Genomic DNA, 16,031 nt, shown 5'->3' on the forward strand with positions numbered 1-16,031 from the left:
GAAGGAATCGGGTCATGGCGCCGCTCTCTGGCCAGTCCACCCACGTCCGTCAAGGCATTCCTTTCCAACTACCCGGGTTTTACTGATTCCTGACTGTCCTGGCCGTACCCGCACAGCCCCAGGCCCCAGATGAGCATGAACGACAGGTGCACGCTGGGGTGGAACGGCAGGTAGTGCACCAGGGCCAGGACGTGGAAGCCCACGAAGGACAGCAGGGCTCCCGTGGCCGGAATCGAACCCGCGCGATGCCTTCGCACCAGCGCCCGGGCCAGGAGCCCGTGCATCGCCGCCAGCAACACCAGCCCCACGAGCCCCGTCTCCGCCCAGGCCGTCAGCCAGAGGTTGTGGGAGTCCGTGGCCAGCAGGTCCGTGATGCCCGTCTCCGCCTGCGTCGCCAGGGCCGCGGGTTTGTGATTGCCGAAGCCCACACCTACCAGCGGATGCTCGCGCACCAGACGCCAGCCCACGGACATCGCCAGCGAGCGCTCTCCGCTGCCGAAGAGGTTGTCCACCGCCTTGCCGAACCGCTCCCGCCACGCGGGCGTCAGCAGGACCGCGATCACCAGCGCCACTGCCACCCCGAGCCCCGCCCTCCTCGCTGTCCCCCGCAGCAACAGCAGCAGCGCCAGCACGCACACGCCCAGCGCCGCGCCCAACGCCGCGCGCGCGAACGCGGCGTAGATGGACAGCAGCAGCCCCAGCACCATCACTCCCGCCAGCACCCGCCGCCGCGTCACCTTCGAGCGGCCAATCACCGCCAGCGCGGGCCCCAGCACCGCGATCGCTCCGTGCGCGAACCTGAGCCGGTGGAAGAAGAAGCCTCCCGCCGCGTACCTCGGGTGCTCCTCCGTGCCGAAGTTCTCGTGCAGGCGCGCCAGGTTCAGCTTCGTGAACTTCGGCGGCTCCCAGGGCCACGGCACGCGGTGCTGGAAGAACCCCAGGGCCGCCGCCGTGAGCCAGCCTCCCGCGATGAGGCCTCCCAGCATCAACCAGGGCACTCCCAGCGTCCCGATGCACGCGACCGCCGCTCCCGCCACCGTGTCCAGCGCCTGGCCGTACCTCGCGCCCCTGGGCCACTTCGTCGCGGCCCCCGTCATCAGCGCCACCGCCGGGGAGAGGAGCTGCCAGACACACAGGGCGACGCTCGCCAGCACGAACGCCCTGACGTCCTTCTCCAGCCTCAGCCGCTTCGTCACCGCCAGGGCCAGGGCCAGCGCCGTGGCCAGGATGGCTCCGGCCTGGAGCACCGCCTCCGCCAGCACCAGCCCCAGCGCGTAGAGCCCCAACACCGCGGCGACCGCCGTCCGCCAGCGCCCTGAATCGATCGTCTTGGTATCCGTGACCATGCCGTGCGCGCGGGACCCTATCCCACCTCGCGAGCCCCCGCGCTCGCGGACTGGACCTGGAATCCCCGACGATGGCGCCCATCGCTACATTTCACGCGCTTGACGTTGGCGGTCCGGACGGGCACGCGTTACCCAGGGGCCTTTCCCGGGTCCCCCTTCCGCCATGCGCACCACCCACCGACCGTTCACCACCCTGGCTCTGGCGCTGTCCCTCTTCGTGGCCGCGCTGGAGATGACCGTCGTCTCCACCGCCATGCCCACGGTGGTCAGCGACCTGGGCGGCATCCAGCACTACGCGTGGGTCTTCACCGCGTACATGCTGTCGTCCACCATCACCGTCCCCATCTACGGGAAGCTCGCCGACCTCTACGGCCGCAAGCCCATCATCCTCTTCGGCTCCGCCCTGTTCCTGCTGTCCTCCATCGCGTGCGGCCTCTCCACGTCGATGAACATGCTCATCGCCTTCCGCGTGCTTCAGGGACTGGGCGCCGGGGCCATGCAGCCCATCGCCATCACCATCATCGGGGACATCTACACGCTGGAGCAGCGCGGGAAGGTCCAGGGCGCCTTCAGCGCCGTGTGGGGCATCGCCGGCCTCGCGGGCCCGCTCACCGGTGGCCTCATCGTGAAGTACCTCACGTGGCACTGGATCTTCTTCATCAACATCCCCATCGGCATCGCGTCCATGGTGCTGCTCGTCGCGTTCTTCCACGAGCAGGTCCAGCGCAAGGCCCGGGCGCAGCTCGACTACGCGGGCGCGGCGCTCCTGTCCGCGGGCGTCGTGGCGCTGCTGTTCGGGGTGCAGGGCTCCGGGCGGTCGCTGCTCGGTCTTCCCATCGCCGCCGTGCTGCTCACCGCGTTCGTGTTCGTGGAGCTTCGCGCCGCGGAGCCCATCATCCCGATGAGCATCTTCAAGATTCCCACCATCGCCATCTCGAACCTGGCCGGCGCCCTCTTCTCCGCCGCCCAGTTCGGCGCGACCACCTACGTGCCCCTGTACGTGCAGGGCGTGCTCGGCGGATCGGCCACCATGGCGGGCGGGATGATCACCCCCATGATTGTCGGCTGGCCGCTGGCGAGCCTCATCGGCGGCAGGCTCATGGTCCGCACCGGCTTCCGGCCGCTCATCGTCGGCGGCCTGGGCCTGGCGGCGATTGGCACCGCGCTGATGGCGTTCCTGCTCAAGCCGGGGGCGTCCATGTTCGTGCCGCAGATCGCCATGGGGTTGTTTGGCATTGGCCTGGGCTTCGCCGCCATGGCGACCATGGTGGCCGTGCAGACGACCGTGGGCTGGGAGCTTCGCGGCGTGGCCACGGCCAGCAGCATGTTCTTCCGCACCATCGGGGGCTCCCTGGGCGTGGGCGTCATGGGCGGCGTGCTGGTGTCGCAGCTCATGAAGGACCCGAACGTCCCCGTGAGCGCGGCCACGGAGCTGCTCGGCCCCGAGCACGGGCGCGGCCTGGCTCCCGCCATCCTCGAATCGCTTGGCAGTGCGCTGAACACGGGCCTGTCCATCAACTTCTGGATCATGTGCTCGGCGATGATCGCCGCGTTCATCGCGGGCCTGTTCTTCCCCAAGGTGAAGCGCATCACCACGCCGGTGAACATGTCCGACGTGCCCGCCTCCCACTGACGCCGGGGGCGTGCGGAGCGTCGCGGGTCCTGTCCAGGGACGACGGGGCTCCCGGCGGCATGTCATGCGTCTGTCATTGTGCCGAGGATTCACGTTGCGCGGCGCGTGCGGGCTGGAGTCTGGTCCTCCCGGGGGTTGCACGACGTTCACCTCGGGAGATGAAAGATGGCGGGTCCGCTGAGTGACGAGGAGCTTGGGAAGATTGACGCCTACTGGCGCGCGGCGAACTACCTGTCCGTCGGGCAGATCTACCTCAAGGACAACCCGCTGCTGGAGCGGCCCCTCACGCGCGAGGACATCAAGCCGCGCCTGCTGGGGCACTTCGGCACCACACCCGGCCTCAACTTCATCTATGTCCACCTGAACCGCATCATCCGGAACCACCGGGCCAACATGATGTATCTCATTGGCCCCGGTCACGGCGCGCCCGGCATCATCGCCAACACGTTCCTCGAAGGCTCCTACACGGAGCTGTATCCCAACATCGAGCGCAACCGCGACGGCATGAAGCGCCTGTTCCGCCAGTTCTCCTGGCCCTACGGCGTCCCCAGCCACGACGCGCCGGAGGTCCCCGGCTCCATCAGCGAGGGCGGCGAGCTGGGCTACTCGCTGCTCCACGCGTACGGCGCCGTGCTGGACAACCCGGACCTCATCGTCCCCTGCGTCGTCGGCGACGGCGAGGCGGAGACCGGCGCGCTCGCCGCGAGCTGGCACTCCAACAAGTTCATCAACCCCATCACCGACGGCGCGGTGCTGCCCATCCTGCACCTCAACGGGTACAAGATCGCCAACCCCACGGTGCTCGCGCGCATTGACGCCGACGAGCTGGAGGCCCTCTTCAAGGGCTACGGCTACACGCCCTACGTGCTGGAGGGCGACGACCCGAAGGACATGCACCAGCGGATGGCGGAGGTGCTCGACACGCTCTACGCCGAAATCACGCGCATCCAGCGCCACGCCCGCGAGAAGAACGACCCCACGCGCCCGCGCTGGCCCATGCTCGTGCTGCGCACCCCCAAGGGGTGGACGGGCCCGAAGGTGGTGGACGGCAAGCCGGTGGAGGGCACCTGGCGCTCCCACCAGGTGCCGCTGGAGGAGGTGCGCGACAACCCGGAGCACCTGAAGATCCTGGAGGCGTGGCTCCACAGCTACCGCCCGCGCGAGCTGTTCGACGCGAACGGCACCTTCCGCGAGGAGCTGGCGGACATCGCGCCCAAGGGCCGGCTGCGCATGGGCGTCAACGTGCACTCGAACGGAGGGCAGCTGCTGGTGCCGCTCGCGCTGCCGGGCTTCCGCGACTACGCCATCGACCCGGGCGTGCCCGGCTCCAGGCAGGTCAGCCCCACCAGGGTGCTGGGCGGCTACCTGCGGGACGTGATGCGGCTCAACCTGGCGACGAAGAACTTCCGCATGTTCGCCCCGGACGAGAACGCGTCCAACCGGCTCCAGGACGTCTACGCCGTCAGCGGCAAGAGCTGGGACGCGAAGCAGGAGCCCACGGACGAGCACCTCTCCGCCGACGGCCGCGTGATGGAGGTCCTGAGCGAGCACCTCTGCCAGGGCTGGCTGGAGGGCTACCTGCTCACCGGACGCCACGGCTTCTTCTCCTGCTACGAGGCGTTCATCCACATCATCGACTCGATGTTCAACCAGCACGCCAAGTGGATCAAGAGCGCCAGGGAGCTGCCGTGGCGCAAGCCCATCGCGTCGCTGAACTACCTGCTCAGCTCGCACGTGTGGCGGCAGGACCACAACGGGTTCTCCCACCAGGACCCGGGCTTCATCGACCACGTGGCGAACAAGAAGGCGGACACGGTGCGCATCTACCTGCCGCCGGACGCGAACACGCTCTTGTCGGTGGCGGACCACTGCCTGCGCTCGAAGAACTACGTGAACCTCATCATCGCGGGGAAGCAGCTCGCGCCGGTGTGGCTGGACATGGAGAGCGCCGTGCGCCACTGCTCGGCGGGCATTGGGGCCTGGGACTGGGCCGGCAATGATGACGGCGACCCGGACGTGGTGATGGCGTGCGCGGGCGACGTGCCGACGATGGAGACGCTGGCCGCGGTGACGCTGCTGCGCACGTGGGCCCCGGAGCTCAAGGTGCGCGTGGTCAACGTGGTGGATGTCTTCACCCTCGCGCCCGTGCACGTCCATCCGCATGGGCTCAACGAGGAGGACTTCAACCGCCTGTTCACCACGGACAAGCCCGTGGTGTTCGCGTTCCATGGCTACCCGACGCTCGTGCACAAGCTCACGTACAACCGGGCGAACCACGGCAACATCCACGTGCACGGGTTCAAGGAAGAGGGCACCACGACGACGCCGTTCGACATGACGGTGCTCAACGACATGGACCGCTTCACCCTGGCGCTGAGCGCCATCCGGCACTCGAAGGCCGCGAGGCACCGGCTGGACGACGCGGAGCAGCGCTTCTCCGAGGTGCGCCAGCGGCACAAGCTCTACGTGTCGGAGCACGGCGAGGACATGCCCGAGGTGGCGGACTGGAAGTGGACCGCGCGATGAGCGACCCGGGCGCGGTGCTGGTCATCAACAGCGGCTCTTCGTCGCTGAAGTTCGGCCTCTACGTCGAGCAGGACGGACAGGAGGCGGTGCTGTTCAAGGGCAGCGCGAGCCACATTGGCGCGGAGCAGGGCCGGCTCGTCGTGAAGGACGGCGCGGGGAAGCAGGTGCGCGCGCTGGACGTGCGCCATCCGTCGCAGGAGGACGCCCTCCGCGAGGCCGTGCGGCACCTGAGGGAGCTGGGCGGAGAGACGCCCCGGGCCATCGGGCACCGGGTGGTGCATGGCGGTCCCCACCTGCGCCAGCACCAAGCGCTGACGCCGGAGGTGATGAAGGCGCTGGAAGCGGCGACGCACTTCGCACCGCTGCACATTCCCGCCGCGCTCCAGCTCATCCGGGCCACGGAGCGCCAGTGCCCGGGCGTGCCGCAGTTCGTCTGCTTCGACACGGCCTTCCACGCGACGCTGCCCCAGGTCGCTTCGACGTTCCCCCTGCCCCGCTCCGTGCGGGACCAGGGCGTGCAGCGGTATGGCTTTCATGGCCTGTCGTATGAGTCCATCGTCGCGAGGCTTGCGCCCCAGGTGCCCGCGCGCACCGTGGTGGCGCACCTGGGCAATGGCGCGAGCCTCGTGGCGCTCGAGCAGGGGCGCTCCGTCGATACGTCGATGGGGTTCACGCCCACGGGAGGCATTCCCAGCGGCACCCGCACCGGTGACCTGGATCCGGGCGTGCTGCTGTTCCTGCTGCGCTCGGGCGGGCTGGACGCGGATGCGCTGGAGACGTTGGTGAACAAGGACTCCGGGCTCCGGGGCTTGTCGGAGGGGACCAGCGACATGCAGGCCCTCACGCGGGACGCGGAGGCGGGCAGCGCGGCGGCGGCGCTGGCGCTGGACGTCTTCACGCGCGGCATCGCGAAGACGGTGGGCGCCTACGCGGCGGTGCTCGGCGGACTGGACCTGCTCGTGTTCACGGGGGGCATCGGGGAGAACAGCGCCCGGGTGCGCCAGGACGTGTGCGCGAGGCTGGGCCACCTGGGCATCCGGCTGGATGCGCAGCGGAACGAGGCGAGCGCGGAGGTCATCACGACCGAGGCATCACCGTGTCCGGTGCGCGTGCTGCCGAGCGACGAGGAGCTTCAGCTCGCCCGGCATACGCGCCGGCTCCTTCGCGGGTGAGGGCGCCTCCACCTTCCGCGGCGCACGGCACGAACCTGTCCGACTGTCGGACAGGTTTCGACCGTGCCGGCCCCGGGCAGGTGCCTCCGGGGCTCAGGCCTGCCGCGTCACGCTCCGGCGCGGCAGGTGCAGCAGGCCCTCGCGGCGCAGCCACAGGGCCGCCGCGACAATCGTCAGCAGCGTCGTGGGCATCCAGGCCGCCACGGCGGGCGCCAGGCGCTCGGTGAGCACCAGCGTGCGGGACACCACCATCAGGCCCCACATCGCCACCGCGATGAGCAATCCCTCCACCACCGCCGCCGTCAGGTGTCCCCGCCGGTTCGTCCGCAGCGCCAGGCCCACCGCGAGCAGCGCCGCCGGCAGCCCCGCCAGCGGGTACGCGAAGCGGTTGTGCCACGCGAGCTGGAAGGCCTTCGTCGCGAGCCCCACCTCTTCTCGCGCGACAATCTGCTCGCCCAGCTCTCCCAGGCGCATCTGCTCCGGCCGGCCCGGACGGATGCGGAACGTCGTCGCGCCCACGCCCAGCTCGTACTCCGCGGTGGGCTGCTGCGTCACCGACGTGCGCCCGTCCTCCGTGAACGTGCGCTCCACCACGTCCGTCAGCTCCCAGCGCGTGCCCTCCAGCGAGCGCATCCGCCCCGCGTCCACGCGGCGGCGCAGCTTGAACTCCGGCGTCAGCGTGAAGATGGAGACGTTCTCGAAGCCCTCCTGCGCGTTGCCACCCCGGAGGAAGAAGATGGCGTCGCCGCGCCGGAACCACTGCTTCGGCGTGTAGTACATCCGCCAGTCGCCCCACCGGTTGAAGCGCTGCGTGGTGATTTCATCCACGCGCCGGCCCGCCCTCGCGGCCACCGTCTCGTCGAACGCCACCAGCCCCACGCACGCCACCAGCGCGCACAGGCCCACCGGCAGGTACAGCGCCGCAGGCCCGAAGGTGAGCGCCCGCAGCGCCGTCACCTCGCCCTTCTTGCGCAGCGCGGACACCGTCGTGCCCGCCGCCAGCAGCAGCGCCGCCGGGCCCAGCTGCTGCACCGTCACCAGCGCCTTGTAGCCGTAGAGCTTGAGCACGTCCCACACCCAGCCCTCGCCCCCGTAGGCCTTCGCGCGGTCCACGAAGTCCACCACCAGGAACACCGCCACCACGCCCGCCAGGATGCCCAGCGTGTAGCGCACGTACGAGCGGACCACGTACCCGAAGAGGGTGCCCCTCATCGCACCGTCCCCGAGCGCGTCACGCGGTACAGCGCGAACGCCCCCACCGCCATGAAGAGCACGTTCGCCAGCTGCCCCGCGACGAGCACCGGCAGCTGCCCCTTCTGGCCCATCTGCTCGAAGGCGCGGCTGAGCAGGTAGTAGAGGACGTAGCCGCCCAGCGTCAGCAGGTAGCCCCACGCGCGGCCTGACTGCCTGCGGCCAATCGCCAGCGGCGTGCCCAGCAGCGCGAACGCCATCGGCGCCACCGCGTTGCCCAGCCGGCTGTGCAGCGCCATCAGGAAGGGGCGTGCATCCTCTCTCCGCTCCTCCGCGTCCTTCGCCGCGGCCAGCAGCTCCACCGGCGTCAGCTCCTCCTTCGGCGAGCGGAACCGGTTGCGCCGCGACAACGACCCGCCCAACCCCACGTTGATCTCCGCCTTGTCGAAGGCGACGACGCTCGCATCCACCGAGGAGCGGTTGGCGCGGTGCACCTCGCCCTCCTTCAGCTCGATGCGCAGCGCCTCGCCCCGCTCGGACGTGCCCACGCTGCCCTTGTGCGCCAGCACCAGCAGCGGCGAGCTGGGGTCGCGGTCGTCGTGCAGGAGCACGTTCGTCCACCCGCCGCCCTTGGGCGCCACCTTCTGCGCGTACAGCGTCAGGTCACTCAGGTCCTCGTAGAAGACGCCGGACTTCACGTCGCCCGCGACGTTCTTCTGGATGACCTCGCCCACCAGCTCCTTCACGCCCGTGAGGCCCCACGGCTCCACCGTGGACGTGAGCAGCACCATGAACGCGCTCAGCGCGATGCCCACGCCCAGCGGCGCCGCCAGCAGCTGGAGCGGGCTGATGCCCAGCGCCTGCAGCGACGTGAGCTCCCGGTCCTCACCCAACCGCCCCAGCCCCAGCAGGATGGCCAGCAGGAACGCGATGGGCAGCGCCATCACCAGGAAGTGCGGCGCCAGGTACGCGATGAGCCGCCCCAGGTCGCTCAGCGTCACCGCCGAGCCCAGCAGCACGTCCGTGCCGCGCAGGAACTGCATCACGAACAGCAGCAGGAACATGAACGCCACCCAGACGCCCAGGGGGACGAGCAGCTCCTTGAGCAGGTAGCGCGCCAGCAGCTTCACGGCCGCGCCCGCAGCCCCCGCGCGCCAATGTCCCGGCGGAAGTGCTTGCCCTCGAAGCGCACGGCGTCCGCGGCCGACAGGGCCCGCTCGCGCGCCGTGGCCAGGCTGTCGCCCCGAGCGCACACCGTCAGCACCCGGCCGCCCGCCGTCACCAGCGCGCCGTCCTGCTTCGCCACGCCCGCCAGGAACACCGGCGCGTTGGACGGCACCGCGTCCAGCCCTTCGATGCGTGCGCCCTTCTTCGGCGCGTCCGGATAGCCCTCCGCCGCCAGCACCACGCCCACCGACGCGCCCGGGAACTGCTTCAGCGGCCGGGGCTCCAGCGCGCCCCTCGCGCAGGCGTCCAGCAGCGGCAGCAGGTCCTCGTCCACCTGCATCATCAGGACCTGCGTCTCCGGGTCCCCGAAGCGCGCGTTGAACTCCAGCACCTTCGGGCCGGACGCCGTGAGCATCAGCCCCGCGTACAGCACCCCGCGCAGGGGCGTGCCGCGCTTCTTCAGCACCGCCAGCGTCGGCGCGATGACCTGCTCGCCCACCTTCGCCAGCTCTGCCGGCGTGAGGAACGGCGCCGGGCAGTACGCGCCCATGCCGCCGGTGTTGGGGCCCGTGTCGCCCTCGCCCACGCGCTTGTGGTCCTGCGACAGCGGCAGGAGCACGTAGCGCTCGCCGTCGCACAGGGCCATCAGCGAGACCTCCTCGCCCTCCAGCAGCTCCTCCAGCACCATCCGCTGGCCCGCCTGCCCCAGCTGGGCCACGGCGCGCACGGCGTCGCGCGCGGACTTCGCGTCCGGCGCGACGATGACGCCCTTGCCCGCGGCCAGGCCGTCCGCCTTCACCACGATGCGGCCCTGCGCGACGGCGTACGCCTCCGCCTCCGCCGCGTCGGTGAAGACGCGGAAGGCCGCGGTGGGCACGCCCGCCTCCTCCATCACTTCCTTGGCGAAGGCCTTGGAGCCCTCGATGCGCGCGGCCGCCGCGACGGGGCCGAAGCACGGGATGTCCACCTGCGCCAGCGCGTCCGCGACGCCCGCGACGAGCGGCGCCTCCGGGCCCACCACCACCAGGTCCACGCCCTCGCGGCGCGCCAGCGACACCACCGCCTCCGGCGAGTCCGCCTGCAGGGGCACGTTGGTGCCCCACCGCGCCGTGCCCGGGTTGCCCGGGCCCACCAGGAGCCGAGAGAGACGGGGACTCTGGGCCAGCTTCCACGCGAGCGCGTGCTCGCGGCCGCCCGACCCCAGCAACAAGACCTTCACGTCAACCTCGCTCGTCGAGTTTGAAGAGCAGCTTCTTCGCCGGGAAGTAGGACGGGTCCAGCCCCACCACCTTCTCCAGCACCGCGCGCGCTTCCTTCGGCTTCGACTTCACCAGCAGCTCCGCCAGCTTCGTCTGCGCGGACAGCATCTTCGGCGCCACGTCCAGGGCGGACTGCAGCGTGCGCATGGCCACCGCCACGTCCCCGGCCTCCGCCTGCGCGAGCCCCAGCGACAGGCGCGCCACCGGCAGGCCCCGCTCCAGCCCCACCGCGCGCTCCGCCAGCCCGCGCGCCTGCGGCCCCTTCGCGTCCAGCGCGATGAGCGCGCGGTACGCCTGGGCGCTGCCGCTGTTCGCGTTCGCCTCCACCACGGATTGCAGCAGCCGCTCCGCGGTCTGCCGGTCCCCCTGGTGGAAGCGCACCAGGGCCTCGTAGAGCAGGGGCTGCACGTCCTCCGGACGGTCGCCCAGCGCCTTCACCACGTTCTCCACGCCCCGGAGCGTGTCGTCCGGCCGCAGCCAGAAGCGCGACAGCGCGGGCCGGGGCGCCAGCCGCAGCGGATCCCACTCGCGCGCCTCCAGCACCGGGTAGAACAGGCGGAAGGCCTCGTCGCGCTTCTTCGCGCTCGCCGCCGCCACGCCCTCCAGGAGCTTCGCGTCCATGCGGCGGTCGTCCAGCCGCACCGCCTGCTGGAAGCGCTCCTGGGCCCCGGCCACGTCGCCTTCCAGCAGGTGCATCCGCCCTTCCAGCACCTTCTCCAGCGCGGCGTCCTCCAGCCGGCCCTGGAAGCCCTTCAGGTGCTCGCGGGCCGCGGCCACGTCCTGCTGCTCCAGCGCCACCAGGAAGCCCTGCAGGTGGGCCGCCGGCATCGCCGGCACCGCCTTCAGCGCTTCCGTCACCGCCCGCATCGCTTCGCGCGCGTTGCCCGCGGTGCGCTCCGCCGCGGCCAGGTGGCTCCAGATTTCAGAGGCGTCGCGCGGGCCGTAGCGGGTCGCGTTCTTCGTCAGGTCCTTCAGCGCGCGCACCGCGTCGCGCGCGTTGCCCTCCGCCTGGTAGCGCAGCACCGCCAGCGCCAGCGAGGCGCGCACGTCGCCCGCCTTCGCCTTCAGCCGGTCCTCGTACAGCTTGCGCGCGCGGCCCGTCTCGCCGACCTCCACGTAGATGCGGGCGGCGGCCTCCAGGCTGTTCCAGTCCTGCGGATCCAGCTCCATCCGGCGCGAGAGCTGCTTCAGCGCCAGCCCGTACTGGCCGGCCTGCTCGTGGGCGAGCGCGCTGTAGTAGTCCACGCGCTTGAGGTTCGGCGCCAGCTTCCGCGCGGCGTCGAACTCCTGGTTCGCCAGCGCGCGCGACGTGGCCACCTGCGAGCGCCCCAGCACCAGGTGCGCCTCCGCCTTGTGGGCGTCGCTGGCCTCCGGCCGAGCCAGCACCGCCGTGGCGAGCTGCGCCGCCTGCTCCAGGTTGCCCGGCTGACGCGAGCGCGCCAGCAGCAGGTTCGCGTGCGCCACGAGCAGCGCGGGCGTCCTCCCGGCCGTGCCCTCCGCGGCCTGGATGAGCTCGCGCGCCTCCTGGAAGGAGTTGTCGTCCATGCCCGGACCGCGCCCGAGCGCCAGCGCCTGCACGTACCCGGCGATGGCATCCGTGCTGCGGGGGTTGAGCAGCAGCGCCTGCTGGAAGGACTCCTCCGCTTCCGTGTAGGCGATGCGCTGGTCCAGCTCGAGCTGCTTCTGGCCCGCGGCCAGGTGCTCCTCGCTGGTGCCCTCCAGCTCCAGGAACTGGAGCTTCCACCGGCCCACCGCGGCCAGCACCTCCGGAGGCACCGCGGCCGGAGCGGCGGGCTTCGCGTCCCGGGCCGCCTGTTCCTGCTGGGGCTTGTACACGAGGAAGTAGCCCGCCGCGCCGCCGCCCCCGAGGAGCGCCAGCACCAGCAGGCCCACGAGCACGGAACGGCTGCCCCCGCCACTGCCGCCGCGCTGGGCGCTGCGGACCGGAGCGGCCGTGATGTGCGAGGTGCGCGCGGGCTTCACCGAGCTCACGCGCGAGTCCGGCGACAGCGCCGTGGCCCCCGCGGACCGGAGCTCGCCCCCGGACAGCTCGTCCCCGGACGAGGCGGAGGCGGGGTCCAGGTTGCTCATCATCGGCAGCTCCAGGTCCCCGCTCGCGGGCGGAGGCGCCGCCACCTGGGGCGCCACCACCACGGACTCCCGGGCGGCCGTGGGAGCCCGCTGCTTGCAGTCCTCGCAGATGCCCAGGGCCTGGTCGAAGGAGTCCGTCAGGGCCTTGCCGCACGAGCGGCAGCTCGTGCTCGCCTCCGGCTTCGCGGCGGGCGCGGCGGCCTGCGCCGGAGCGCGGGCGGACATGCGGCCCAGCGACATGCCCCCGGCGGCGGGCGTGGAGGAGGCCCGGGCGGGCGCCTGAGGGGCGGCCCCTTCCGGCTCCAGGCCCCCGGGCGCCGGCCCGAGGAAGTCGAGCAGCGGGTCGTCCGGAACTTTCGGAGCGGACGGCGCCGCGACACCGGGCGCGTCGGGCACCGGCGGTCCGGGCTTCGCGGCAGGGCTCGCCTTCGGAGAGGACGGCGCAGCGGACGGGCCCAGGTTGGCGAACGGGTCCGAGGGAAGGCTCGCGGGGGCGCGCGACGCGGGCGGGCCCAGGTCCGCGAACGGGTCCACGCTCCCTGGCGGCCCCAGCTCCGGCATCTCACCGAAGTCCCCGAAGAGGTCCGACGCCGCGGGCGCCTTCGGTGCGGCTGGAGCCTCTGGAGGCCTCGCCGCGGCGGGCACGTTCCGGGGCGCCGCCTGCGCCGGAGCGGCGGCCGGATGGCTCCGGGGCTCACGCGCGACGGGAGGCGCCGGGGCGGCCGCGGGCGGCTGCGGCTCGGCGGCGGGAGGCGCGGCCCCTTCAGCGGGGGCCGTCACGGACGCGGCCGAGGCCTCCCGCTTCACGAGCTGGAGGTGACGGCAGCGGGGACACTGCGCGCGGACGCCCTTGGTCGTGATCAACCGGTCGTCGATCGCGTAGGCCGCCGCGCATTTCTGGCAGACGATGCGCATGAAGTTAGTGGCGGAAGTGTCGCACTCCCGTCACCACCATGGCCATCCCATGTTCATCCGCCGCGGCGATCACCTCCGGGTCCCGGACGGAACCGCCCGGCTGGATGACCGCCGTCGCCCCCGCCCGGGCCGCCTCGTCCAGGCCGTCCCGGAAGGGGAAGAAGGCGTCCGAGGCCACGGCGCTGCCCTTGAGGGCCTCGCCACCGCGCGTCATCGCGATGCGCACGGAGTCCACCCGGTTCGTCTGCCCGCCGCCCTGGGCCAGGAGCTGCGACGGCGCCGCGAAGACGATGGCGTTGCTCTTCACGTGCTTGCACACCTTCCAGGCGAAGCGCAGGGCCTGCTCCTCCTCCGGCGTGGGGGCGCGCTTGGACACCACCTTCCACTCCAGGGGCGGCTCCACCGCGTCGCGGTCCATCAGCAGCATGCCCCCGGACACGCTGCGCGCGTCCACCTGGGGCCGCGGCTTCACCGTGGGGGACGCCAGCGCGGGGCCCGCCTCCAGGAGGCGCAGGTTCTTCTTGCCCGCCAGCACCTGGAGCGCCACCGCCGAGTACGACGGCGCGATGACCGCCTCCAGGAACGTCTCCGCCATGGCCTTCGCCGTGGCCTCGTCCACCTCGCGGTTGAAGGCGACGATGCCGCCGAAGGCGCTCACCTCGTCCACCGCGCGGGCGGTGCGGTAGGCCTTCTCCAGCACGTCGTCCACCGCCACGCCGCACGGGGTGTTGTGCTTGATGACCACCGCGCAGGGCTTCTCCGGGAACTCCAAAACGAGCCCCAGGGCCGCGTCCAGGTCCAGGATGTTGTTGTACGAGAGCTCCTTGCCCTGGAGCACCCTGGCGAAGGCGACGGACGGCTCCTTCGGCGCGGCGTATTCCTTGTAGAAGGCGCCGCGCTGGTGCGGGTTCTCCCCGTAGCGCAGCCCCTGCACCTTCTGGAACGCGAGCGACAGCTCCTGCGGGAAGGGCTCCTGGGCCTCGCCGGACAGCCACCCGGAGATGGACGCGTCGTAGGCCGCCGTGTGCGCGAACGCCTTGCGCATCAGCCGGCGCCGCGTCTCCAGGCCCACGGACTTCTGGCCTTCAAGCTCCGCGAGCACCGGCGCGTAGTCGTCCGGGTCCACCACGATGGCCACGTGCTTGAAGTTCTTCGCGGACGCGCGGACCATCGCCGGCCCGCCGATGTCGATGTTCTCGATGACGTCGTCCTCGCCCGCGCCGGACGCCACCGTCTGGCGGAACGGGTAGAGGTTCACCACCACCAGCGAGATGGGCTCGATGCCGTGCTGGGCCATCTGCGCCCGGTCGCTGTCCAGGTCGGGCCGGCCGAGGATGCCGCCGTGGATGCGGGGGTGGAGCGTCTTCACGCGGCCGCCCAGGATTTCGGGGCTCTGCGTGTGCTCGGACACCTGGGTGGCGGGGACGCCGGCGGCCTTCAGGGCCTCCAGGGTGCCGCCGGTGGAGAGCAGCCGGTAGCCCAGCCGCACCAGGCCCTGGGCAAAGGGAACCAGACCGCGCTTGTCGGAAACGCTCAGGAGAGCCAGCACGTGTGCGCCTCGCAATGGGTGGGGGTGGCGCGGGTCCTAGCAACCACCCCCTGGGGTGTCAACGCAACACGTCACCCCAGGCCCGGCGCGAAACAGTGCCCTGCCCTCAAGGCTTGCGAGCGGACACGGGAGGCTCGGCCTCCGTGGCCTCGCGCAGCTTCATGAGGCCGCGCGTCTCCACCTGGCGGATGCGCTCGCGGGTGAGGTTCATGATCTCCCCCACCTCCTCCAGGGTGATGCCGCCCTTCTCCGCCACGTCCAGGGCGCAGGTGTGCTCCAGCTCGGTGATTTCCTTGTCCGGGAAGTTGAGCTTGATGGAGCCCGTCTCCGGGTTCACGTCCAGGTAGAGGTTGTGCTTGCAGGACACGAAGAGGCACGGGCGCGGGCCGTTGATGCAGTCGGCGCGGGTGCGCGGCCGCTGCTCGTCCACGAGCTTGAGGGTCTCCGTCTCCTCGGGGTCCAGCTGACCGGCCAGCCGGCGCCGGCGCAGGTCGCGCGCCATCTCCTTGCGCGACATCGTCTTGGAGCGCCGGCGTTCCGCGGGCTGCTCCTCCTCATTCCCCCCCTCGCCCTCCTGCAGCTGCTTCACTTCCGACATGTTTCGTCCTCCAGATGTGTGGAGTCTACCCGGTTCAACAGGACCCTGGGGGGCATCCTATTGTGGCCGGAGCGTTTCGTCTTCGCGCGCCGTGACGGCGCTGCCCAACCGGGCGACATCCCGGACCAGATCCTGCGCCCGTTGCCTGAGCGTTGCCAACTGGGCTTCGAGTGACCTCCTGCGTTCTCCTCCCAGGGGCCGTCCCCCCAGCTCCTCCTGGAACCCGTCCAGCACCTCCGACAGGTCCCTCTGGAGCTGGTCGATGTGGTTGCGGTGGAACACGAAGGAGCGGCGGATGTCCTCCAGGGTGTGTCCTTCGGCCATCATCTTCTTGATGACGTTGATGCGCCGCACCGCTTCCACCGGGTAGAGCCCCAGGCTGCCCTGGTGCTTCCCCTTGCGGCCCACACGGCGGCTGCGGGGGAGCAGACCGGCCTGGACGTACTTCCGGAACGTCGCCTCCGAGAGCCTCACGCCCCGGGGCCGGAAGATTTCCAGGATCGCGTTCGCGGGCAGACCTCCCGCGTTCTCGCGCTCGATGCGCTCAAGTTCGTCGGGCGCGAGCAGGTCCATCGATTCCATTG

The 16,031-nt window shown here is 71.3% G+C and carries 11 protein-coding genes; 3 read left to right on the forward strand and 8 right to left on the reverse strand.

All coding sequences use genetic code 11. The features are described from left to right. Window positions 1-68 precede the first annotated feature (68 nt). Complete coding sequence (locus tag NR792_RS12485) at window positions 69-1,346, reverse strand: O-antigen ligase family protein (RefSeq protein WP_375760271.1); 1,278 nt, start codon at window positions 1,344-1,346, stop codon at window positions 69-71. 163 nt (window positions 1,347-1,509) lie between these two features. Here NR792_RS12485 and NR792_RS12490 point away from each other — a divergent pair, with 163 nt between their 5' ends. The 3 genes from NR792_RS12490 to NR792_RS12500 all read left to right on the forward strand — a co-directional run bounded on the left by NR792_RS12490 (window position 1,510) and on the right by NR792_RS12500 (window position 6,677). Then, window positions 1,510-2,979 (forward strand): MDR family MFS transporter, encoded by a 1,470-nt coding sequence (locus NR792_RS12490; protein ID WP_375760272.1) that lies wholly within the window; start codon window positions 1,510-1,512, stop codon window positions 2,977-2,979. 165 nt (window positions 2,980-3,144) lie between these two features. After that, a complete protein-coding gene (locus tag NR792_RS12495) occupies window positions 3,145-5,505 on the forward strand; it encodes a phosphoketolase (RefSeq protein ID WP_375760273.1) in 2,361 nt (786 codons plus the stop codon). Further along, entirely contained in the window at window positions 5,502-6,677 is a 1,176-nt protein-coding gene (locus NR792_RS12500) for an acetate/propionate family kinase (RefSeq protein WP_375760274.1), read from the forward strand. The genes NR792_RS12495 and NR792_RS12500 overlap by 4 nt, the downstream gene beginning before the upstream one ends. 93 nt (window positions 6,678-6,770) lie before the next feature. On the opposite strand, the gene NR792_RS12505 is transcribed toward NR792_RS12500, so the two are convergent. From NR792_RS12505 to NR792_RS12535, 7 genes are all read right to left on the reverse strand, one after another. Further along, entirely contained in the window at window positions 6,771-7,889 is a 1,119-nt protein-coding gene (locus NR792_RS12505) for an LptF/LptG family permease (RefSeq protein WP_375760275.1), read from the reverse strand. Beyond that, window positions 7,886-8,998, reverse strand: a complete 1,113-nt coding sequence (locus NR792_RS12510) for an LptF/LptG family permease (protein WP_375760276.1) — start codon at window positions 8,996-8,998, stop codon at window positions 7,886-7,888. The genes NR792_RS12505 and NR792_RS12510 overlap by 4 nt, the downstream gene beginning before the upstream one ends. Continuing rightward, window positions 8,995-10,254 carry a phosphoribosylamine--glycine ligase gene (gene purD / locus NR792_RS12515; RefSeq protein WP_375760277.1) on the reverse strand — a complete coding sequence of 420 codons (1,260 nt, stop codon included), beginning with the start codon at window positions 10,252-10,254 and terminating at the stop codon, window positions 8,995-8,997. Before purD ends, NR792_RS12510 begins: the two co-directional genes overlap by 4 nt. A 1-nt stretch (window position 10,255) precedes the next feature. Next, complete coding sequence (locus NR792_RS12520; RefSeq protein ID WP_375760278.1) at window positions 10,256-13,300, reverse strand: zinc-ribbon domain-containing protein; 3,045 nt, start codon at window positions 13,298-13,300, stop codon at window positions 10,256-10,258. A gap of 4 nt (window positions 13,301-13,304) precedes the next feature. Further along, window positions 13,305-14,849: a bifunctional phosphoribosylaminoimidazolecarboxamide formyltransferase/IMP cyclohydrolase gene (gene purH / locus NR792_RS12525; protein WP_375760279.1), complete on the reverse strand. Its 1,545-nt coding sequence runs from the start codon at window positions 14,847-14,849 to the stop codon at window positions 13,305-13,307. Window positions 14,850-14,955: 106 nt separating this feature from the next. Continuing rightward, complete coding sequence (locus NR792_RS12530) at window positions 14,956-15,447, reverse strand: sigma factor-like helix-turn-helix DNA-binding protein (protein ID WP_120525520.1); 492 nt, start codon at window positions 15,445-15,447, stop codon at window positions 14,956-14,958. Between the two features lie 57 nt (window positions 15,448-15,504). Then, entirely contained in the window at window positions 15,505-16,029 is a 525-nt protein-coding gene (locus NR792_RS12535) for a MerR family transcriptional regulator (protein ID WP_120525521.1), read from the reverse strand. Window positions 16,030-16,031 lie beyond the last annotated feature (2 nt).

The organism is Corallococcus exercitus, assembly GCF_042231735.1.
Taxonomy (GTDB): domain Bacteria; phylum Myxococcota; class Myxococcia; order Myxococcales; family Myxococcaceae; genus Corallococcus; species Corallococcus exercitus_B.